This is a genomic window from Acinetobacter sp. AG1 (genome assembly GCF_001005525.1).
Taxonomy (GTDB): Bacteria; Pseudomonadota; Gammaproteobacteria; order Pseudomonadales; family Moraxellaceae; genus Acinetobacter; species Acinetobacter modestus.
Map to the genome: position 1 here is coordinate 83016 of NZ_LBMZ01000117.1, position 21661 is coordinate 104676.

Sequence of the window (21661 nt, forward strand, 5' to 3'; positions counted from 1 at the left end):
CTTATCGACGGAGTCGTTTAGATTTTCCTTCTTTCAGGCTTATATTGTGATTGTATTCTTTTCAATGCATGAAATAAGTAGTGGTGTCTTTCTGGAGCGAGTCCAAGACCAAATGTGATAGGCTGATTTGCCTCAATGACAATTTGGGCTTGTTGTTTATTGGATGAGTTAGTTGAACGGTTTTCTCTAATTCGACTAACGTCATTCCAATTAAAATATTTTGATTTTCCTATTCTGCCAATTCCCGTAAATATACGTCCGCCTTGTTGATTAATGGTGAGCTCAATTTTACCAAATAGCATCATTAGTGTAAGCGAACCAAAAATAATGGTTCCAATCAGAAATGGGATACCAAATAGACTTTGTAAGAGGCTAAATTGCTGTTTTGCGATTTGAGTTCCATAGATTCCGCCTAGGGAACCACCAGACCAAATCAACATAAAAGGCACTAGAAAGAAAGCAATCGGGCTTCTCAGCGTTGCGCCTAGTTTAATTTCTTGCATATTATTTTTATACCAAGTACCGCTTGGGGGTTGATTGATATCAAACGCATATGATGGCGTATCAAAATTTTCAGAAACACGAAAAATATGATTGCAAACTTGGCATTTCCCCATATCCGTTTGGATATTGATATTTTCATTTACAACGTCAACCTGACAGTTTGGACATTTCATTTTTATAGTGCTTAACTTGCTTAATTTTATGAAATTTTAGTATAGCATTGTCATTTTGCATTCTCATCAATTTCACATATACCGAAGACATTATTATCTAAATCAAGAAAGTAACCTTGCCAACAACGGTTTGGGATAGCAAATTTTTCCATAGCGACTTTGCCTCCCAAACTTAAAATTTTACTAGCAGTTTCATCAAAGTTTTTAACTTCAATAGTACAAGTAAACGCATTTGTTCCGCATCCAGTCGGTGGTGTTGCAACAGGGCGTTGTAGTAAACCGCCGTGGATACCTTCAGTTTCGATACGATAGTATTCAATAGCTAAACCTTCTACTTTCTCAAAGTGCCAGCCGAATAAAGATTGGTAAAAATGGGCATCACGTTGCGGATTTGATGACTGAATTTCAAAATAAGTAATCGTATTCATCGCGGTATCCTTATCTTTTTTGTTTATAAATTATTCTAAATAGATCGAGCCGATGATTCATAAAGATTTATGTAAGCGAGCTGCTTTAGTTAAAAATTCTTTGATTAAATCAAGATCAACTACTTAATTTATATAAAAGTAGAATATTGCATGTGATCATGCACATTTAAAGTAGTCAGACCTTGAGCCAATAGCAAAATCGTATTTTGTATATGATCTCGGAATAACTTAAGCTTAAAAAAATGGTTCTATGATTTGAAGGAATTTACTCAAAAAATTATGTGCATTTTTAATTAAATTTTAGAAAATGTGGACTTGGTAATCTTTGACAGTTTCTTTATTTCAAGAAAGTGAATTCATGACGAAAAATTTTGCTTAGATGCGGTCAAACTAAAATGATAGGCAAATAAAAACCGACGATTCGAGTGATGATAAATCGTCGGTCAAAATCTTTTTCAACGGCTTTGGCTGCTAACAAAGCCATTGTTAAAGATGGAGAGTCATAATGAAAGGTCACCGAAAAATATTGCGGATGCCGTGCAATGAACATTCGGTTGCTGCGACCTTGTACCCTATATAACGCTGCTTGGTGTGGATTGGTTGACATAAAAATGAAAAAAAAGTGAAAAAAATTTATAATTATTTTTGAAGTAGATTAGATTTGGTTTATTTACATGATTTCATTGCGTTTGTATTACCTTTGGTTTTTTATTGTGTGCTTGATTTCTAGCCTAATCGCTGGAGTCATCGCTGCAATTTTACCTAATAGCATTGGAGGAGTGCTTACAGCTATCCCTTATTTAATTGCAATGATTTTTGTTTTATTCAAATTTCTAAAAAAACAACATCGCGCACCAACCCTCTCGGAAAAGAAACGATTAAGCCTTGGATTTAGCCTAATTTTTTGGGGTTACAATGCATGTGGCTTACTTTTAGGATTGTTTATTTTTGCACGTAAAGATCCAGAAATTTGGCAAAATTTTATTTTATATTTCAAGCAACCTATGTTTTTAATTATTGTTGTTGCAATTTGGTTGATGATCGCAGCACCGTTATTTTTAATTACGTATTGGTTTTATGGCGCACAAGCACAACGAATGGCAAATAAGATGTTTAACGGGTAATAAAGTTCACTTGTAATTCACCTGTATTCTGCTAAAACTTTTAATACGATTCATTTTTGATAGATCAGTCCATGAAAAGAATGATGGTATTGGTGACAGGTGCAAGTGGGTTTATTGGTTCTCATCTTTTACCTTTTCTATTGAAAAATAATTTTCAAGTGATTGCACTGACACGACAAAAAAATAAAGCTTCTTATGATCCACATTTAACATGGGTGAATGATTTAGATGAAATTAAAGTCATTGAAATTGATTATGTGATTAATCTGGCTGGTGAAAATATAGGTCAAAAACGTTGGACTGATCAAAGAAAGAAACAACTGATACAAAGCCGAGTGGCCATGACGGAGAAACTTTATCATTGGTTACAGCAAAAAAGCATCTTCCCCCAATGTATTATTTCTGGTTCGGCAATTGGTTATTACGGGATTGATCCTCAAGAAAAGTGGACGGCAATCTGTGATGAAAATACACCGTCGCAAGCAATTTTTATGTCTGAGCTTTGTCAGGCTTGGGAACAAACAGCACTTAAATTTACTCAACAAAATACTAAGATTATCCGTTTAGGGGTTGTTTTCGGTGATGGTGGAATCTTGCCGCAAATGTTATTGCCGATTCGATTGAATATGATTGCTAAGATTGGGTCAGGCAAACAGCCTGTTGTTTGGATTCATATTCAAGATGTTTTAAGAGCAATTATTTTTTTACTTCAATTAGACAGTCATCAAAAAGTTTATAATCTAGTAGCACCAGAGCAAGTGAATCAACAAGCTTTTGCTAATATTGCTGCACGAGTTTTGAAACGTAAACCTTTTATGACGATGCCTAAGTGCGTGTTTGAATTAGCCTTAGGCGAACAATCACAATTAATTTTAAATGGTCAATATGTAACGCCTCAGGCATTATTCACTCATGGTTTTAAATTTCAGTATCCCAATTTAGAGCAAGCCTTAACCGAAATTTTATTGGATCACTAAATTTTTTTTCTTCAAACGACTTGGTGAATAGGCACTTGGGTCAACAATAGGCACTTGTTTTAAAATGAGTTGGCGTAACAATTGCGCTGAACCAGCACCCATACATAGACCATTACGGAAATGCCCAAAATTCGCCCATAAGTTGGCTATATCAGGCATTTCACCAATATAAGGAATTCCCTGAGGTGAACTAGGACGTAAACCTGCCCAACGGCTTACGATGGGGAATTGTTTTAACTCAGGGACCATATCTAAACATGCGCTTAAAATATCTTGCTGTGTTTGCTCATCCACAGCCGTACTAAAACCACAGTCAGCCATACTGGAACCACAGACAATATGACCATCTTGACGTGGAATGAGATACATCACACGGTTCATACACATAGTAGGCAACCAGTTTTCAGGTGTTTTGAACAGCAGCATTTGCCCCTGTATGGGATGCACAGGAATTTGTCGATGTATGTGTTCTTCCCAAAATTGACTCCATGCACCCGAGGTCAGAACAACATGATCAGCATGAAAAATTTCACCGTTTGAAGTTTGTATTCCGTGTACCATTTTATTTTTAACAATTAGTTGATCAATCGAGCAGTGCTCAAAAAAACGAACGAAAGGATGCTGTTTAAGATAGCTGATGAGAGATTGTAATAAACGAGGATTACGTACATTCGACAGTTGCGGAAAATGGATGGCTTGTTGAAATTTTTCTGAAATATGCGGATTAATTTGTTCGAGTCGTTTGCGATCTAACAAATCGCACTGTTGCATGGATTCTTGATATTGATTGGCATAATTCAGCCCTACATCAAAGTCTTCCTGATCGAAAATCAGCATGCCTGTATTGTGGATTTGAAAATCAATCCCCGTGATAGGCAGAAGTTTTTCATTCCACATTTGATACAGCGATTTACCGTATTGAGCAAGATGATTAACTTCTGGTGCATAACGCCACGGATACATCGGGGAGAGAATTCCACCACCTGCCCATGAGGCAGCTTGACCTGCTTGTTGTTGATCAAAAATATCGACAGAGCAGCCTTGTTCAGCAAGTTCTAATGCTGACATCAAGCCGCTTATACCCGCACCAATAATGGCAATATGCATAAAAAATTAAACCAATTTAAAAATTCACCTCTTTGATATTAAAGAGGTGAGGAGTGTTTTAGCTCAGTAAGGGAGATTGCTATCTCATCTCTTTGAGTTTACGTGCAGCATCTTCGGCAAAATACGTCCAAATACCATCTGCACCCGCACGACGACAGCACATCAATGACTCTAAAATCACGCTTTCAGATAACCAACCATTTTGAATCGCCGCTGCAAGCATGGCGTATTCACCGCTGACTTGGTAGACAAAAGTGGGTACACCAAAAGTATCTTTCACTTCACGAACGACATCCAGATAAGGCATACCCGGTTTTACAATCACCATATCAGCACCTTCCTGAATATCAAGTGCAATTTCATGCAATGCCTCGGCACGATTGCCGACATCCATTTGATAATTATATTTATTTGCACCTTTTAAGTTACTTGCTGAACCCACTGCATCACGGAAAGGACCATAGAAGCTTGAAGCATATTTTGCTGAATACGCCATGATATTGGTATAGATAAAACCATTTTGTTCAAGTGCTTGGCGAATCGCACCAATGCGTCCATCCATCATGTCACTTGGAGCAACAACATCAGCACCTGCTTGCGCATGGCTTAAGGCTTGTTTGACTAGGCATTCTACCGTTTCGTCATTTAAAACATAGCCAGTTTCATCAATAATACCGTCTTGACCATGAGTGGTATAAGGATCAAGTGCACCATCGGTAATCAATACCATTTCTGGTAATTCTTTTTTCAGTAAGCGGCAAGTGGCTTGAACCAAACCATCTTCATGCCATGCAGCTTCTGCCGTTAAACTTTTGTCTTCTTGTGGCGTTACTGGAAATAAAGCAAGCTTTGAAACACCGAGTTCGAGCAAAGTTTCTGCTTTTTTGAGTAATAAATCAGCAGATAGACGCTGCACATTTGGCATGCTTGGAATATCTTGAGTTTGTTGTTGTCCCGGTAATACAAATACTGGATAAATCAAATGATTAGCTGTGAGTTGTGTTTCACTGACCATGGCACGAAGTTGGTCATTTTTACGGATACGGCGCATGCGAGTCGCGGGAAAAGCGGGACGATTGAACGTATAAGTCATAACAATCTCGATGTTCAGTATTACACTATAGGAATAATTGAAATATTTAAGTCATGCTAGGGAGAGCTTAGCGGCTAAGTTCAATTAAATATCCTCGCTATTGTAGCCCCATAATTTTAGATTTGTACAAAATAATGGGATGTTTATCGTTCCTTTGGATTTAGACAGCGTATGAATGATGTAAAGAAAAACTGGACAGGCAATATTCAGTTAGGTGCTAAAGCCGATCATGACGTGGTATTAAAGCAGCTTTGTAAAGCATTTAATTCTTCACCATTTTTTAAGCATTGTGGCATGAGCATGCGCGTTGTTGATGATCAAATTGAAGGTTATATCGAGATGCAGCCTGAGTTGGTCGGTAATGTAGCCTTCCAAATTTTGCATGGTGGTGTTGCTGCGACATTGCTGGATAGTATTGGTGGCGTGGTTGCCATGGAACAACTTTATCGCCGTGCAACCCCTGAAGATTTACCCGACACGATTAAGAAAGTATCGCGTTTAGCAACTGTAGATATGCGTGTTGATTATCTTGCTCCGGGTCGTGGTCAGTTTTTTACTGCACGTGCGGAAACATTACGCTTAGGCCGCAAAGGCTGTACCATGCGTATGACCATGCTCAATGATGAAGCTAAGCCAATTGCAACTGCAATCGCTTCTTACGCCTTTTAAGTATAGTGTTCGATATGAAAGCGTCTTTTGACGCTTTTTTATTGTTTAAATGAAAGTGAAGTAAAAATAATTATCAAAATATAAGAATTGAACGCATCAGTTATTTTTTTTATTCTCGTCATATGATTTTTTATCGTTAAAATGCGATTTAAATTTTTGTTTGTATTTTGATCTTAGGTTTTAACAATTGGTTAAGTTAAAAAAACTAGACTGATCTGCTGATTAAACCAAAAGTTAAAAATCCCTTTAATTTTCAGGAATAACATATGACTGACGCCCAAGCTAATCAACAAGATATTGCTGCTGATTCGGCATCAGATGATGCAATGAAAGCAAAACGTAAAAAGTTTTTAGGATTTTTCGCACTTATTCTTATCCTTGCAGCAATTTTGTATGCTATTTGGGCGTTGTTCTTTAATCATGCTGTCAGTACCGATAATGCTTATGTTGGTGCGGAAACGGCACAAATCACCTCAATGGTGAGTGGACAAGTCGCTGAAGTTTTGGTGAAAGATACCCAACAAGTTAAAAAGGGTGATGTTCTCGTTCGTGTAGATGAGCGTGATGCCAAAATCCAGTTGGCACAAGCACAAGCCGAATTGGCAAAAGCGCAACGTCAATACAAGCAAAGCCAAGCGAATAGTAGCTCATTGAATTCTCAAGTTGTGGTTCGCAATGATGAAATTAATAGTGCACAAGCACAAGTAAGTAAAGCGCAAGCAGATTTTGATAAAGCTAACTTAGAATTAAAGCGTCGTAATGAACTTGCTGCTTCAGGAGCGATTTCTAAAGAGGAATTGAGCAAAGCGCAAAGTACAGTATCGACGGCACAAGCAAGCTTAGATTTAGCTCAAGCGGGTTTAGCCCAAGCTACCTCAAGCCGTAAAGCCGCAGAAAGTACACTTGCTGCAAATGAAGCATTGATTCAAGGGGCAAATGAAGCATCAACACCTGATGTTTTGGTTGCAAAGGCCCATGTTGAGCAAGCAACGCTTGATTTAGAGCGTACCGTTATTCGTGCGCCTGTTGATGGTGTGGTGACACGCAAGAATATTCAAATTGGACAACGTGTTGCACCAGGTACTGTGATGATGTCAGTGGTGCCTGTATCTGCGCTGTATGTCGACGCAAATTATAAAGAAAGTCAGCTTGCTAAAGTGAAAGCAGGGCAGAAAGTAACGCTTCGTTCAGACCTGTATGGTGATGATGTGGTTTATCACGGGACAGTTCAGGGCTTCTCTGGTGGAACAGGTGCAGCATTTGCCTTGATTCCAGCACAGAATGCGACAGGAAACTGGATTAAAGTAGTACAGCGTTTACCTGTACGTATTACACTTGATCCAAAAGAACTTGCAGAACATCCATTGCGTGTAGGGTTGTCGATGCAAGCGGACATTGATCTCGCATCGAAGTAATCAGCCATGAAAACGCAGAATCCTTTTGCAGAACTTAGCGGCGGGCGATTACTGCTCGCCGCATTCGTCATTGCACTTTCTAACTTTATGGTGGTGCTAGATACCACAATTGCCAACGTTTCAGTCCCGCATATTACAGGGAACTTAGCTGTTTCTAGTTCACAAGGGACGTGGGTTATTACCTCTTACGCCGTTGCTGAAGCGATCTGTGTTCCACTCACAGGTTGGTTAGCTGGACGTTTTGGGACAGTCAGAGTTTTTGTCTTCGGGTTAATCGGCTTTACTATCTTTTCATTTTTATGTGGTTTAGCAACCTCATTAGAAATGTTGGTATTTTTCCGTATTGGTCAAGGACTTTGTGGTGGTCCACTTATGCCACTCAGTCAAACCTTGTTAATGCGAATTTTCCCACCAGAAAAACATGCACAGGCAATGGGACTTTGGGCGATGACAACCGTCATTGGACCGATCTTAGGACCAATTTTAGGCGGACTGATTAGTGATAATTTGTCTTGGCATTGGATTTTCTTTATTAATATCCCTGTTGGAATTTTCTGTGTATTAGCGTCCATCCGCTTGTTGTCTGTAGCAGAAACTAAAACTGAGAAATTACGAATTGATGCAGTTGGTTTAGGTTTGTTAGTGCTTTGGATTGGTGCTTTACAATTGATGCTTGACCTTGGGCATGAACGAGATTGGTTTAACAGTACCAGTATTATTGTTTTGGCATTGACAGCAGTTGTTGGCTTTATTGTTTTCATGATTTGGGAATTTACAGAAAAGCATCCTGTGGTTAACCTGTATGTGTTCCGACACCGTGGTTTTGCAGTTTCCGTGCTTGCACTCGCTTTTGGTTTTGGTTCGTTCTTTGGCAGTATTGTCCTGATTCCTCAATGGCTACAAATTAATTTGGGTTATACCGCCACGTGGGCAGGGTATCTGACTGCAACTATGGGTTTTGGTAGTTTGACGATGTCCCCAATTGTTGCCAAGTTATCAACCAAATATGACCCAAGAGCATTGGCTAGTTTTGGATTAGCATTGCTAGGTGTGGTTACGGTCATGCGAGCTTTTTGGGTTACAGATGCAGACTTTATGTCATTAGCATGGCCACAAATCTTGCAAGGTTTTGCAGTGCCGTTTTTCTTTATACCACTGTCAAATATTGCAATGGGCTCTGTTTTACCTCAAGAAATGGCTTCTGCCGCAGGTTTAATGAATTTCTTGAGAACGATGGCAGGGGCAATTGGTGCTTCAATTGCAGTGACAATTTGGGATGATCACACGAAAGTAGCTCGTAGTGAAATGGTGAATAATTTGCACCCACAAGAAGTCCAAAATACCTTGTTGCAAAATGGTTTTTCACCTGATGCAACACTCGCCACGATTGCAAATTTAGTCGATAAAGAAGCGATTACGATTTCAGCTAATCATGTGTTTATGTTATTAGCAATTGTATTTATTTTTGCGAGTGCATTAATTTGGATGAGTCCAAAACCTAAAGCAATTACGGGTGGACCTGCACCACATTAATTTTGATAGATAATCAATTTTTCTTTAAAAAACTCGGATTTATTCATCCGAGTTTTTTTATTTAAATCTGATATGAATGTTTATTTCGTCTTTGGTTTTTTACTATCTAGCTCATTGATATGTTCCCAAAGTTTTAGCTGTAGATCTTCTTCATATCTTGATATTTTTTGATTTAAATATTTCATTTTATATTTATGCTCATTTAAGCCTTTACCATGAAATGATCCAATTTCTTTCTGAGTTTTTGCTTGTAAGTACAAAAGATTCAATTCCTCATACGCATTTTGAGTTACTAAATAATTATAACTTTGATGAATTGTTGATACTTGGTCAGAAAAAGTCGTATTGGTGTTGTGTAATATTTTGAGTTTTCGTTTTTCATGCCATTCAAATAGGTCTGAATAATCGAAATATATTGAAAATTGATGGTTAGTAACGTGCTTGATAGGACAGGGGAAAGTTGAATCTTGCTGTATAAGTAAACGTATCAATAGTGAACAAATTTGGCTGTAGGTGATTTGAATGGGTTGCATTTATAAGCCCTCATATATTGGTTTATGGGGCTTAGTATGTTTTTGTTTTTATTCGAGTTAAAGGAATACGATGGCTAGGGTTTTTCCTGATGTTTTATAGGTAGCCAATGCGCTATAAATTTTTCCATGAACTCATTCCAGTCAGTTTTAATCCATTTATTTTCAGGAAAATATTTACTTGAATCTTTCCATACTTCGTTAGCAACCAATCTACTCAACCCTTTTCTTAATTTTGAAAAATTTTCCTGATCCAATAAATCATTAATAATAGGTTGAATACTTTTTGATAAATTGCTTTCACCATATAAACCAGTTGGAAATACACTGACACAAATTACAGTATTGGTAATCCTAATACTGTGAACCTTAGCCCATATTTGTAAATCTATGATTGGAAGTAATTGGTAGCTTGCCCACCGTTGTAAATCTTGAAGGCTAACCTTTAAAAAATCTTGAGGATTAATATTTAATTTTTCTCTCAATCTTTCAACATAACACAGTAAATCTTCAACTAATTGCTCATCATTACTATATGGGTTAATACAAACTGGATAACGTCCTCTTAGTAAGGTCTTTAGCCAAGATTCTCCATCGTTATCCCTGCCACTATATTCATTAAATTGTTTTTCAGCCTCAGAACAATAGTCCATAAAATTAATTGCTACTGGATAAGGGATATGCTCATTATCATCTACTTTTAGATGATAACTTGCTGAATGATTCATACCTACAAGATGATGAAAATCCCAAACTGTTAAATCGGTAACTGTCATATCATCTATTGTTTCAATAATGCTTCTATCCAAGTCATCAATATTCCAATCCCTCATATATTTAAGGGTATTAAGTGAATCAAAAATATCGAGTGGAGATTTTAAAATATTTTCAATTTCTTCTCTAGGGTCGCAGTCAAGCATGAAATTTAATTCATCTTCACTATACTTATCTTTTTCAGATAGATAACAAGCATTACTATAAACAAGATCCCTATGTCCTAATAAACATAACCATTCAAATGGATTTAATTTATCCATATCTTTATATTTAGTAATATCAAAAGATTTTGGTAAGTTTTCTGTTGTTCTAATAACTTTCACTCTAATGCCTCCCGCAGCATCCCAATAAAATAGTTAAGCCAATCTGATTGGGTATCAGACTTTCGGGAGCTAACCTAGACTTAATAAAATGATTATAAATTATACAGATTTATACACCAGAATATGAATTTTAAAATATACGTCATCTTTTGTCGTAGTAATTAGTTAATACAATGAGCTATTCACAGAACTTAATTCAAATGAAGTAAATGCTTATTCGTTTGCAATAAAAAAGGCTTAAACCATTACAGTTCAAGCCTTTTTTATTTTGTATACCATCATATGACAGCATACAAATTTAGATATTTGGTGGAGGTGGCGGGAGTTGAACCCGCGTCCGCCAGCACTACACTCGAGAATACTACATGCTTAGATATCGTCTATTGTTTTAACACCAAGCGACCCGACGAACAGGGTACAAGGCGCGATCCTCTAAGTTTGGTATAAAGCCCCGAGGCTTGACTTTATACGGACTTGTGTGCGTGCGCTTCGGTCGGGTTCACTGACCACAAGTATTCAGTGAAGCGGACAAGCTGCCCTTAGGCAGCTAGAGCGTAAGTTTCGTCGTTTGCGACTATTAAAATGCAAATTTTATTTACGAGAGAAAATGCGCTCTCGGCATGCATCTATGAGCTTCATCACCAGCGTCGAAGCCAATAACACCCCCATATATGAACGAGCATCATAGCATAAATATTGAAAATTTAAATCTAAATTTACAGGCTTTGAGGTTTGTGGTTAAAAACCAATCTAATTGAAATCATAAATTAATAGCATATCTTTAAGAATTGGCTTTTTAACGTTTAGTTAAATTGGAACTTCAAAGAGGGAATATACATTTATATCCCTTCATTAAAACAATAGCATATGACTCGGCAGCTTAGGTTAATGCCATCCACCACCTAAAGCCCGAATAATATCTACACTGGCAATCATTCGACTGCCATGAAGCTGTGCAGCGAGTTGCTCTTGCTGCAAGATACTCCGATCCGAATCAATCACATCCAGATAACTAATGCTGCCTTCACGATAACGCAAATGTGAAAGCTGATTAGCATGTCGGGATGAGGTAAGTGCTTGACCCTGTGTCTGTATCTGCTGATCCAGAATACGCTGATCAGACAAACCATTTTCAACTTCACGGAAAGCATTCAGCACGGTCTGCCGATAATTGGCGACACTTTGTTCATAGCCTGCACGCGCCTGAGCTACACCTGCTTTACGTTGCCCGCCGTCAAATAACGGTAAAGACAAAATTGTGCCTGCAACAGGGCCGAGTAAAAAAGTTCGACTCGACCATTTACCCAAATCTCCTAAACTTGCTGATTCATAACCCAGCGCACCAGTGAGATCCAGTTTGGGGAAAAAGGCAGCACGGGCAATACCAATCCGTGCATTATCGGCGGCCATAGCCCGTTCAGCAGCAGCGATATCGGGACGACGTTCAAGCAAGCTCGAAGGTAAACCCGCAGGGAGACGAAGCGCAGTAGCGGACAATGGTTGAATCGCTAAACTAAATTCGGCAGGCGGTTTACCGAGTAATACTGCCAATGCATGTTCGGTACTGGCGCGATTCCGTGTAATGCTGAGTGCAGTACTTTGGGCGGTCGAGAGTTCCGTTTGCGCACGAGAAACATCCAGATCACTGGCGAGACCATTGCGATAACGTGCTTGAATCAAATTTTGATTCTCTGTCAGTAACTTGATGTTTTGCGTATAGATGGCTTGTTCAGCATCGAATTGACGAATCAGAAAGTAAGCCTGTGCCACATCTGCTTGCAGTGCTAATAGTGCAGAATGATACAAGGCTTCCTGTTGCTGTACATCTGCGGTCGCTGCATTGATACTGCTGGCAACCCGTCCAAATAGATCCAGTTCATAGGAGACATTGGCTTGCGCCCGCCATAAAGTACGTGCAGATGTGGATGCATCCGAATCAAGTCCTAAAGAAGCGGGTGAGGGCTTCTGACGGGTTGGCCCAAAACCTGCACCAATGCTGGGTAAACGCTCAGCTTGCGCAGCAGACCTTAAAGCGCGTGAGGCCTGAATATTGGCTGCTGCCGCTTTTAGGTTCTGGTTACCCGCAATGGCCTGTTGCTCCAGATCATTCAATTGGGGATCATTAAAAATCCGCCACCATTCACCGCGAGACTGTGCATCGGCAGGTTGCGCGACGGTCCAGTTGGGACCATCTAGTTTTGCATCCGCTTCCTTAAATTGCAGTGGAATAACTAGATTGGCCGGCTGATATTCAGGTGCCAATGAGCAGCCTGCAAGCAGAAGGCTTCCCATAAGTGAGGAGAGCATCCAATGTGGTTTGAATCCTGTCATATCCTGCTCCTTAGTGATCGTGTGAACTGTGCAGTGGTGCTTCATGCACAGCTGCTGAATGCAGTTTATGTTTGCTGTTCAGGGTACGAATCAACACATAGAAGGCAGGGGTCAGGAATAAACCAAAGAAGGTGACTCCAATCATGCCAAAGAATACTGCAACGCCCATGGCATGGCGCATTTCAGCACCTGCGCCTGTTGATGTCACCAGTGGAACTACACCCATAATGAAGGCGATTGAAGTCATCAGGATCGGACGCAAACGTAAACGGCTGGCTTCAACCGCAGCATTGAATGCTGTCGCGCCTTGCATTTCCAGTTCTCTGGCAAATTCGACAATCAAAATGGCATTCTTACAGGCCAGCCCGACCAGTACCATTAAGCCAATCTGGGTAAAGATGTTGTTATCTCCACCTGTGAGCCAGACGCCTGTCAGTGCAGCCAAGATACCCATCGGTACAATCAGGATCACAGCCAATGGTAAAGTGAGGCTTTCATATTGTGCCGCCAAGACCAAGAACACCAACAACACGCTGATTGGGAAGACCCACAATCCAGCATTACCTGCCAAGATTTTTTGATAGGTCAGGTCAGTCCATTCAAATTTCACGCCACGTGGTAAGGTTTCAGCGGCAATTCGCTCAACCGCAGCTTCGGCTTGGCTGGATGAATAACCCGGTGCAGGACCACCGTTAATATCCGCTGCGGTATAGCCGTTATAGCGCACCACCATTTCTGGGCCATAGGTTTGGGTGACGTTGACCAGAGAAGACAGTGGCACCATTTGCCCAGTATTGTTACGGGTTTTAAGCTGTAAAATATCTTCTGGATTGGTACGGAACGGCGCATCGGCTTGAGCACGTACCTGATAGACGCGACCAAAGCGGTTAAAGTCATTCACATATTGTGAACCGAGATAAATCTGCATGGTGCTAAATACATCAGTGACTGCAACGCCTTGTTGTTTGGCTTTGACCCGATCCAGATCAACATTCAGTTGTGGCACATTGATTTGATAGCTAGAGAACATCGGGCCCAACTCAGGTGCAGATTGTGCCGCCTTCATAAAGGATTGTGCTGCGTTATTCAACTCGGCATAGCCTAAAGCGCCACGATCTTCCAACTGGAGTTTAAAGCCACCCATGGTGCCGAGACCCATCACGGGTGGTGGTGGGAAGACCGCAATATAAGCATCTTGAATCGCTGAATATTTCTGGTTTAAGGCACCTGCAATGGCATTGGCAGAAAGATCCGCTGCTTCGCGTTCAGCGAAAGGTTTTAAGGTGACAAAGACGATCCCTGCACTGGAACTATTGGTAAAACCATTAATCGATAAACCTGGGAAAGCCACAGCACTTTCTACACCAGGCTGTTTTAGCGCAGCATCACTCATTTTACGGATGACATTTTCGGTTCGATCCAGTGAAGCACCATTCGGTAACTGGGCAAAGCTGATCAGGTACTGCTTATCTTGTGCGGGCACAAAGCCACCCGGAACGATATAAGAAATCCCGATGGTCAGACCAAGTAAAGCTGCATATACGCCCATGGCTGAGGCTTTATGGGAAATGACCCGATTCACCCCTCGACTATATTGATCCGAGGCACGTGAGAACACACGGTTAAACAGTGCGAAGAAGCGTCCGAAGACTCGGTTCATCACGCGGGTCAAAAAGTCAGGTTTAGCATCATGTCCTTTGAGCAACATGGCTGCTAAAGCAGGTGACAGCGTGAGGGAGTTAAATGCCGAAATCACGGTAGAGATGGCAATGGTCATGGCGAATTGCTTATAGAATTGCCCAGTTAATCCTGTCATAAAGGCGAGGGGGACAAACACGGCAACCAGTGTCAACGCAATCGCGATAATCGGTCCACTGACTTCACGCATGGCACGATAAGTGGCATCCCTTGGACTTAGACCTGCTTCAATATTCCGCTCAACATTCTCCACCACCACAATGGCATCATCGACCACAATCCCGATGGCGAGTACCATCCCGAACAGTGACAGGGCATTGATGGAATAACCAAAGGCCAGCATTAAGGCGAAGGTACCAATGATTGAAACAGGCACAGCCAGTAACGGAATAATTGAAGCACGCCATGTTTGTAAGAACAGGATCACCACCACAACCACCAGTGCAATCGCTTCAAGCAAAGTGTGAATCACTGCTTTGATACTTGAGCGTACGAATTGGGTGGGGTCGTAAACGATGTCGTATTTAATTGAAGATGGAAAATCTTTGGACAGTTCCGCCATGGTGCTACGTACTTGGTCAGAGACCTGTAAGGCATTGGCACCCGGTGCTTGGAAAATTGGAATCGCCACCGCCTGTTTATTGTCCAGCAATGAACGTAAACCATATTGCGAAGCGGCAAGTTCAACACGCGCGACATCACCGAGTCGAGTCACTGCACCATCTGCAGCTGTTTTTAAAACAATATCAGCAAATTCCTGCTCGGTACTTAAACGACCTTGTGCATTCACCGAGAGCTGTAAAGGTGAATTGTTTGGCGCAGCACCGATGGTTCCTGCAGCGACTTGAATATTCTGTTCACGAATCGCGTTGACAATTTCAGTGGCTGTGAGGTTACGTTGAGCCACTTTTTGTGGGTCCAACCATACGCGCATGGCGTAATCACCCGAACCAAACAGGCCGACTTCACCCACGCCTTGTAAGCGTGCCAGACGGTCTTTGACATTGAGTACGGCATAGTTACGCAAGTAGGTCATGTCATAGCGATTATCGGGTGAGGTCAGATGCACCACCATGGTTAAGGTTGGTGAGCTTTTTAGCGTGGTCACACCGAGACGTTGTACATCTTCGGGCAAACGCGGCAGGGCTTGAGAAACCCGATTCTGGACCAGTTGCTGGGCTTTATCGGGATCAATCCCGAGCTTGAAATTAACAGTAATGGTCAGGTTGCCATCGCTGTTGGCTTGAGACTGCATATACAGCATGTTCTCTACGCCGTTGATGGATTCCTCCAAAGGAGAAGCAACCGTTTCAGCAATCACTTTAGGGTTGGCACCCGGATATTGGGCACGTACCACGACAGAGGGGGGCACCACTTCTGGATACTCAGAAATGGGTAGTTGGAAAAGGGAGAGTAAGCCCGCCAATAGAATCAGGACGGACAGCACCCCAGCAAAGATCGGGCGATCAATAAAAAATTTAGAAATATTCATGCGGATTAACCTTTTGCCGAAGTTGGGGTTTTATCTGTAGGCTGAGGTTGTTGTACTGTGTTATCGGCAATAATTTGAGGATTTGGCATAGGGACCAGATGTGGACTGACAGGATCACCGGGACGGATACGTTGTAAACCATTCACGACAATGCGATCACCGACTTGCAGGCCGCTATTGATGATTTGCAAGCCATCTTGCTGAGCACCCAATTTAACTTCGCGATAAGCGGTTTGATTTTTCGCATCGACAACGACTACAAAGCGTTTGTCTTGATCAACACCAATCGCCGTTGGGCTAATCAGAATCGCTGCACGTGGTTGTCCTCCGCCCAAACGAATGCGGGCATATAGCCCAGGAAGCATCACTCCTTTGGGATTATCAAAGGTGGCGCGGACACGGATGGTGCCTGAGGTGGTATTTAAATTATTGTCGATCGAACTGATATAACCTTCACGGCTAAAACCAGACTCATTGGCGAGACCTAAATAGACAGGAACTTGGGCTGAATTGCGTTGATTGCTGATGTATTTTAGATAAGTTTGTTCATCAACATCGAAAGACGCATACAGACGTGACACCGAAACCAAACTGGTGAGGACTTGGGCGCCATTGCCTGCGGAAACCACATTACCCACAGTGACTTCGGCACGGGAAATACGTCCACTGACAGGGGCGGTAATACGGGTGTATTCCAAATTTAAACGGGCAGTTTCGACAGCGGCTTTAGCGGCTTGCAAGTTGGCATTGGCTGAGCGTGCTTCATTTTCCGCTTGATCAAGCTCTTGATGGGCAATCGCGTTACTTTGAATTAAGCGCTGGTTACGGCCCAAATTTGCTGAAGAGTAAGTGACTTGTGCTTCCGCAGAAGCCAGTTGCGCTTTAGCCCGATTCAATTCTGCCTCAAAAGGACGCGGGTCAATGGTGAATAATAAATCCCCTTTGTTGACCAAGCTACCATCTTTGAAGTGAACGGCAATCAGTTTACCGGAAACTTGGGGTCGAACATCGACTTGATCAATGGCTTCAAGCCGCCCTGAATATTCTTGCCAGTCGGTGATGGTCTGACTGACCACACTGGCGACATCAACGGTTGCAGCAGGCGGTGCAGCTGCTGTTGGGGTGGCTTTCGCATCTGCATTTTCTTGGAAGAGAATAAAACTGCCACCCGTTGCAAAAATAGCAAGAATGACGGCAGACAGCGTCAGCTGTTTGCGAGAAAGTGACATGGGATGCTCCTGGTTATTTGAATCCCTGTTTTCAGACTTTTTGTTTTGGTCTGTATGGGAGAAACAGGTTTATGGAATGAAAGGAGCATAAAAGTTTGTCAATTACGAATAAATATACTAAATTTGATAACACTATTCGTATTTTTATAATAATTGTTGTGTGAAACTGAAAAATGCAGCAATGAGGAGTGGGCGTGTGGATCTATTTCATGCAATGAAAGTCTTCAATAAAGTGGTTGAAACGAACAGCTTTAGTTTGGCTGCCGATAGTCTGGGACTACCGCGTGCTTCGGTGACTACTACCATTCAGGCTTTAGAAAAACATTTACAAGTTCGCTTACTCAATCGCACCACGCGTAAGCTCAGCTTAACTCCTGATGGTGCAGTGTATTATGACCGTACCCTCAGAATTTTGGCAGATGTCGAAGATATTGAATCTTCTTTCCATGATGAGGAACGAGGACCGCGAGGACGATTACGTATTGATGTGCCTGTGTCGATTGGTCGCTTGATTCTCATTCCACGATTAAGAGAGTTTCATAACCGTTATCCCGATATTGATTTAGTGATCGGGATGAATGATCGTCCTGTGGACTTGGTCGGTGAGGCGGTGGATTGCGCGATTCGGGTGGGAGAGCTACAGGACTCGAGCTTGATTGCCCGCCGTATTGGTACGTTCCAGTGTGCTACGGCAGCATCGGCATGTTATTTAGAAAAATATGGTGAACCGAAGACACTTGAAGATTTACAAAAAAATCATCAAGCCATTCATTTCTTTTCCAGCCGTACAGGGCGCAACTTTGACTGGGATTTTGTGGTCGATGAGCTGATTCAAAGTGTTAGTGTCAATGGGCAGGTTTCCGTCAATGATGGCGATGCTTATATCGATTTGGCGCTGCAAGGGTTTGGTTTGATTCAAGGTCCAAGTTATATGCTGACCAATCATTTTGAGGCAGGAACGTTAAAAGAAGTATTGCCAAAATGGACACCTGCACCAATGCCAATTTCAGCAGTTTATTTACAGAGTCGCCATTTATCACAAAAAGTAAGAGTCTTTGTCGATTGGGTAGCGGAGCTATTTGCTAGTTGTCCATTATTAGGTGGCAGTGCTTTGCCGCTAGATGAAAAATGTGCATTTGCCTGCGATCAGAAAAGCAACCATGAATATACCCTTCGAACTTTGGTCGAGCAGCATAATATTGCTGAAGCTCGGACCTTAAAAACTTAAATAGAATTTCAAAAAGCTATTTTTTTTATTTTTGAGTTTATAAAATCGATCTTGGAATAATTAAAATAGTTTCTATTATCATAGTTACTTGTCTGAAAATTAATTAAGAAAAATAAAAAATATGGTAAAAAAAACACTCAACAAAAAGTTGAAAAAATATTAAAAATCAATAGGAAAATTCATGAATAAAATTTATCGATTAGTATGGAATTCTACACATCTTTGCTGGCAAGTTGTGAGTGAAATCGCAAAAGGGGGCATTGTCGCAGAGCAAACTGCAACAAAAAAAGAATCCAAAATTACTCTAGGCTTTACTACAAAATTAGCAGCGTTTTTTGCTGTGAATGTTTTGAGCGCAAGTATTGCATTTGCAGGACCAACAGGTGGGGTGGTGAGTTCAGGTACAGCGAGTATTTCAACTGCAGGAACGACCACAACTATTAACCAGTCAACATCAAAAGCTGCGATTGATTGGAGTAGCTTTTCGACTAATAGCAATGAAATTGTGAATTTTGTGCAGCCCAATAGTAGCTCGATTACTTTAAACCGAGTTACGGGTACCAATACTTCAACTTTAAATGGTCAATTAAATGCCAATGGACAGGTATTTATTATCAACCCAAATGGAGTGCTATTTGGGAGTACTTCACAGGTCAATACAGCGGGCTTAGTAGCATCCACCTTAAATCTAAGCAACAGTGATTTTAATAACAATCTGTTTAATTTTAGCAATACGAGTAACAACAAAGTTGTTGAGAACCGAGGGAAAATTACTGTGCCAACAGGCGGTACAGTTGCTCTGATTGCCCCGACAATAAAACAAACAGGAACGATTAAAGCACCACAGGGCAATGTTTTATTGGCAGCAGGCGGTGATATTACCCTGAATTTAAATAATGGTAGTTTGTTGGGTTACACCATTAATCAAGGTAAGGCACAAGCTCTGATTAATTCAGGCGGGATGTGGGAGCATCAATGAATTATTATTATCAATTTTTGCCTTTTATCAATACATTTTTATTTCATGATATTGGACATATTCAACAAAATAAAAACGCTTATTTAAATGAAAAGAACAGTCGATCTTTAGCAAGTACAGGAATTGGTTTAGCAGGAAGTTATCAAGATTGGGATTATAGTACGACACTAGCTTGGCGTAATACATCTACTGCTAAAAGTGATATCGACAGGAGTCCTCGTTTTGCATTTCAAATTGGTTGGCTGTTTTGATTAAGAACAATCCTATGCTTAAGTGTAGTAAAAGTTATTGATAAGCACGATTTTTGTGAGTAGAAATAGAAAAATGAACTTTATGTTGAAAATAACTGTTAATTAAGCTCAATATGCTTGTTATATAAGAAATGTGACTGATGTGATTCAGTCACATTTGTTCAAATTCTATAGACAGATATAATCTGAATTTATTCGCTTTTGTTGTGTGTTATATATTTGAAATATATTGATTATTTATAAAATATTTTTATTCCATAGTAAAAATATACATAATTTTTCAAAAAAAAGGCTACAATTCTATACTTAGATCGTTCGAGTGATACCAAACAATTAAGACCAAAGTCATGGTTGATCTCAATAGCTATTTACGCTGTGTTGGATATTGGAGTTTGCATGAGTAAAGACACGTCAGCTTTAGTTGTTGCTGAAGATACGATGTTGTCTCATGATACTGAAACAACATTAGAGCATGTTATCAGCATTATGCCTCAGCTCATTCATTGGCTAATAAAATCTGGTATTGGCTACAATGAGTTCACCACTGCGCTTAAAGCATTGTTCTATAATGAAGCGATTAAAGAGTTAGAATCGATTAAACAAAAGAAAACAGATTCAGCGATTAGCCTATTGTCAGGGTTAAACCGTCGTGATGTGAGAAGTTTTTGCCAAACTTATGGTGAATATACACTCGTAGATCAGTTTAATTTACAATTACCGATCAGCGTTCCTGCGCGTGTTGTTGGTGTATGGATCAATCAGAAACTACCTTTGCAGATTCCCTTTCAAGGTGAAGAGAATAGTTTTGAAAGTCTAGTTAAACAGATTTCTTCAGAAAAGCACCCTAAATCAATTTTATTAGAATTGAAACGTTTAGGTATTGTTGTAGAAGAAAATGACAATGTGATTTTACAAAATTCAAGTTTTACCCCAAATCCACAAGCTGATGAAAGTAAACAGTTATTTACTCAAAATATTTCTGATCATTTGTCAGCAGGAATTAGCAATTTAACTCAAAATACAAATTTTTTAGAGCAAGCGATATTTGCAGATGAGTTGAGTCAAGAGTCAGTAGAAAAATTGAATCAATTGAGCGTTGATTTGTGGAATTTAATGTCTAAAGCGATCATCTCGGCAGCGATCGATCATTGTAAAAATGATGAAGCTAATCCAGAAGCCAACAAACGTTTTCGGCTTGGTGTTTACCAATATAATGAATAAGATATTATAAGTATTAAGTTTTTTGTTTTTTGACTTTTCCTATCTTATCTAGACCTCTCCAAAGTATGGAATAAGAAATTTTATAACCAAAATGCTGTTCAAAAGGTTCAAGTAAGTCTTTAATTTGATGGTAAGGCGTTGAATCAATAAATTCTTCGAAGCTTTTTAAGTCCTTAATTGAGAATCTTCTTCCATTACGAGTAGCAGGTAGTGGTTTGAGATCTTTAGTATTTTTCTCTAAAGAAATCCATTCATCTAAAGTGGATCGCGCAATATTAAATTGTTTACAGACATTAGATTTATGTTTTGTTTGACGATAAGCCGCCATCACTTTCTTTCGAAGTTCTAATGAATGAGCTCGCATAAAAATTTCTTGATACTTCCTATACTGTTACGTTACCGATGAATTTAGAGGATCAAAATAATTTTGAGTCCAGATAAATTGTTATTACGCGGTAATTTCCCGACCGTTTTGCTCAAGTTTTTAACATCCCAAAATCTACCATTAAATTTAAATAATGTACATATTGAACATATTTAAAAATATTTTTTATTTCAGATCAGACAATTTTATCCATT

General features: G+C 40.2%; 18 protein-coding genes, 1 other RNA gene and 1 pseudogene. 9 read left to right on the top strand and 11 right to left on the bottom strand.

All coding sequences use genetic code 11. The features are described from left to right. Positions 1-17: 17 nt before the first annotated feature. Positions 18-677 (bottom strand): hypothetical protein, encoded by a 660-nt coding sequence (locus AAV96_RS12550; protein ID WP_046739540.1) that lies wholly within the window; start codon positions 675-677, stop codon positions 18-20. 50 nt (positions 678-727) lie between these two features. Beyond that, entirely contained in the window at positions 728-1105 is a 378-nt protein-coding gene (locus AAV96_RS12555) for a VOC family protein (RefSeq protein WP_046739541.1), read from the bottom strand. Between the two features lie 674 nt (positions 1106-1779). Here AAV96_RS12555 and AAV96_RS12565 point away from each other — a divergent pair. Both AAV96_RS12565 and AAV96_RS12570 read left to right on the top strand, forming a co-directional pair. Then, positions 1780-2229 carry an ABZJ_00895 family protein gene (locus AAV96_RS12565; protein WP_046739542.1) on the top strand — a complete coding sequence of 150 codons (450 nt, stop codon included), beginning with the start codon at positions 1780-1782 and terminating at the stop codon, positions 2227-2229. Between the two features lie 71 nt (positions 2230-2300). Next, positions 2301-3206: a TIGR01777 family oxidoreductase gene (locus AAV96_RS12570; protein ID WP_046739543.1), complete on the top strand. Its 906-nt coding sequence runs from the start codon at positions 2301-2303 to the stop codon at positions 3204-3206. On the opposite strand, the gene thiO is transcribed toward AAV96_RS12570, so the two are convergent. Together thiO and hemB are read right to left on the bottom strand one after the other, a co-directional pair. Beyond that, positions 3192-4313, bottom strand: coding sequence for a glycine oxidase ThiO (gene thiO / locus AAV96_RS12575; RefSeq protein WP_046739544.1), 1122 nt, complete (start codon positions 4311-4313; stop codon positions 3192-3194). The two genes, AAV96_RS12570 and thiO, sit on opposite strands and share 15 nt — an antisense overlap. Before the next feature lie 79 nt (positions 4314-4392). Then, positions 4393-5406 carry a porphobilinogen synthase gene (gene hemB, locus AAV96_RS12580; protein ID WP_046739545.1) on the bottom strand — a complete coding sequence of 338 codons (1014 nt, stop codon included), beginning with the start codon at positions 5404-5406 and terminating at the stop codon, positions 4393-4395. Between the two features lie 171 nt (positions 5407-5577). On the opposite strand from hemB, the gene AAV96_RS12585 reads away from it, so the two are divergent. From AAV96_RS12585 to AAV96_RS12595, 3 genes are all read left to right on the top strand, one after another. Beyond that, the gene (locus tag AAV96_RS12585; protein WP_004663409.1) at positions 5578-6075 is read left to right on the top strand and encodes a thioesterase family protein; all 498 of its coding nucleotides are present in this window, start codon (positions 5578-5580) and stop codon (positions 6073-6075) included. A 266-nt stretch (positions 6076-6341) separates the two neighbouring features. Then, positions 6342-7490, top strand: a complete 1149-nt coding sequence (locus tag AAV96_RS12590; protein ID WP_046739546.1) for an HlyD family efflux transporter periplasmic adaptor subunit — start codon at positions 6342-6344, stop codon at positions 7488-7490. A gap of 6 nt (positions 7491-7496) precedes the next feature. Beyond that, a complete protein-coding gene (locus AAV96_RS12595; RefSeq protein ID WP_046739547.1) occupies positions 7497-9023 on the top strand; it encodes a DHA2 family efflux MFS transporter permease subunit in 1527 nt (508 codons plus the stop codon). Positions 9024-9103: 80 nt separating this feature from the next. Here the strand turns inward: AAV96_RS12595 and AAV96_RS12600 are convergent, their stop codons facing one another. The 6 genes from AAV96_RS12600 to AAV96_RS12620 form a co-directional block, all read right to left on the bottom strand. Beyond that, positions 9104-9556 carry a hypothetical protein gene (locus AAV96_RS12600; RefSeq protein WP_046739548.1) on the bottom strand — a complete coding sequence of 151 codons (453 nt, stop codon included), beginning with the start codon at positions 9554-9556 and terminating at the stop codon, positions 9104-9106. A 74-nt stretch (positions 9557-9630) separates the two neighbouring features. Then, entirely contained in the window at positions 9631-10653 is a 1023-nt protein-coding gene (locus AAV96_RS12605; protein WP_046739549.1) for a DUF6387 family protein, read from the bottom strand. 307 nt (positions 10654-10960) lie between these two features. Next, positions 10961-11320: a transfer-messenger RNA gene (gene ssrA, locus AAV96_RS18015) on the bottom strand. Positions 11321-11538: 218 nt separating this feature from the next. Next, on the bottom strand, positions 11539-12984 hold the full coding sequence (locus AAV96_RS12610) for an efflux transporter outer membrane subunit (RefSeq protein ID WP_046739550.1): 1446 nt from the start codon (positions 12982-12984) through the stop codon (positions 11539-11541). A 10-nt stretch (positions 12985-12994) separates the two neighbouring features. After that, positions 12995-16174, bottom strand: coding sequence for a multidrug efflux RND transporter permease subunit AdeG (gene adeG / locus AAV96_RS12615; protein ID WP_046739551.1), 3180 nt, complete (start codon positions 16172-16174; stop codon positions 12995-12997). Positions 16175-16179: 5 nt separating this feature from the next. Continuing rightward, positions 16180-17403: an efflux RND transporter periplasmic adaptor subunit gene (locus tag AAV96_RS12620; RefSeq protein WP_046739552.1), complete on the bottom strand. Its 1224-nt coding sequence runs from the start codon at positions 17401-17403 to the stop codon at positions 16180-16182. A gap of 196 nt (positions 17404-17599) precedes the next feature. Here AAV96_RS12620 and AAV96_RS12625 point away from each other — a divergent pair, with 196 nt between their 5' ends. The 4 genes and pseudogenes from AAV96_RS12625 to AAV96_RS12640 all read left to right on the top strand — a co-directional run bounded on the left by AAV96_RS12625 (position 17600) and on the right by AAV96_RS12640 (position 21082). Further along, positions 17600-18631: a LysR family transcriptional regulator gene (locus AAV96_RS12625; RefSeq protein ID WP_046739553.1), complete on the top strand. Its 1032-nt coding sequence runs from the start codon at positions 17600-17602 to the stop codon at positions 18629-18631. A gap of 181 nt (positions 18632-18812) precedes the next feature. Then, positions 18813-19595 (top strand): annotated as a pseudogene (locus tag AAV96_RS12630) (filamentous hemagglutinin N-terminal domain-containing protein); the annotation flags it as partial. An 11-nt stretch (positions 19596-19606) separates the two neighbouring features. Beyond that, positions 19607-19861 carry a hypothetical protein gene (locus tag AAV96_RS18580; RefSeq protein WP_046739555.1) on the top strand — a complete coding sequence of 85 codons (255 nt, stop codon included), beginning with the start codon at positions 19607-19609 and terminating at the stop codon, positions 19859-19861. Between the two features lie 396 nt (positions 19862-20257). After that, on the top strand, positions 20258-21082 hold the full coding sequence (locus AAV96_RS12640; RefSeq protein ID WP_046739556.1) for a hypothetical protein: 825 nt from the start codon (positions 20258-20260) through the stop codon (positions 21080-21082). Between the two features lie 13 nt (positions 21083-21095). Here AAV96_RS12640 and AAV96_RS12645 read toward each other — a convergent pair whose 3' ends face one another. After that, positions 21096-21446 (bottom strand): transposase, encoded by a 351-nt coding sequence (locus AAV96_RS12645; RefSeq protein ID WP_046739557.1) that lies wholly within the window; start codon positions 21444-21446, stop codon positions 21096-21098. Between the last annotated feature and the right edge of the window lie 215 nt (positions 21447-21661).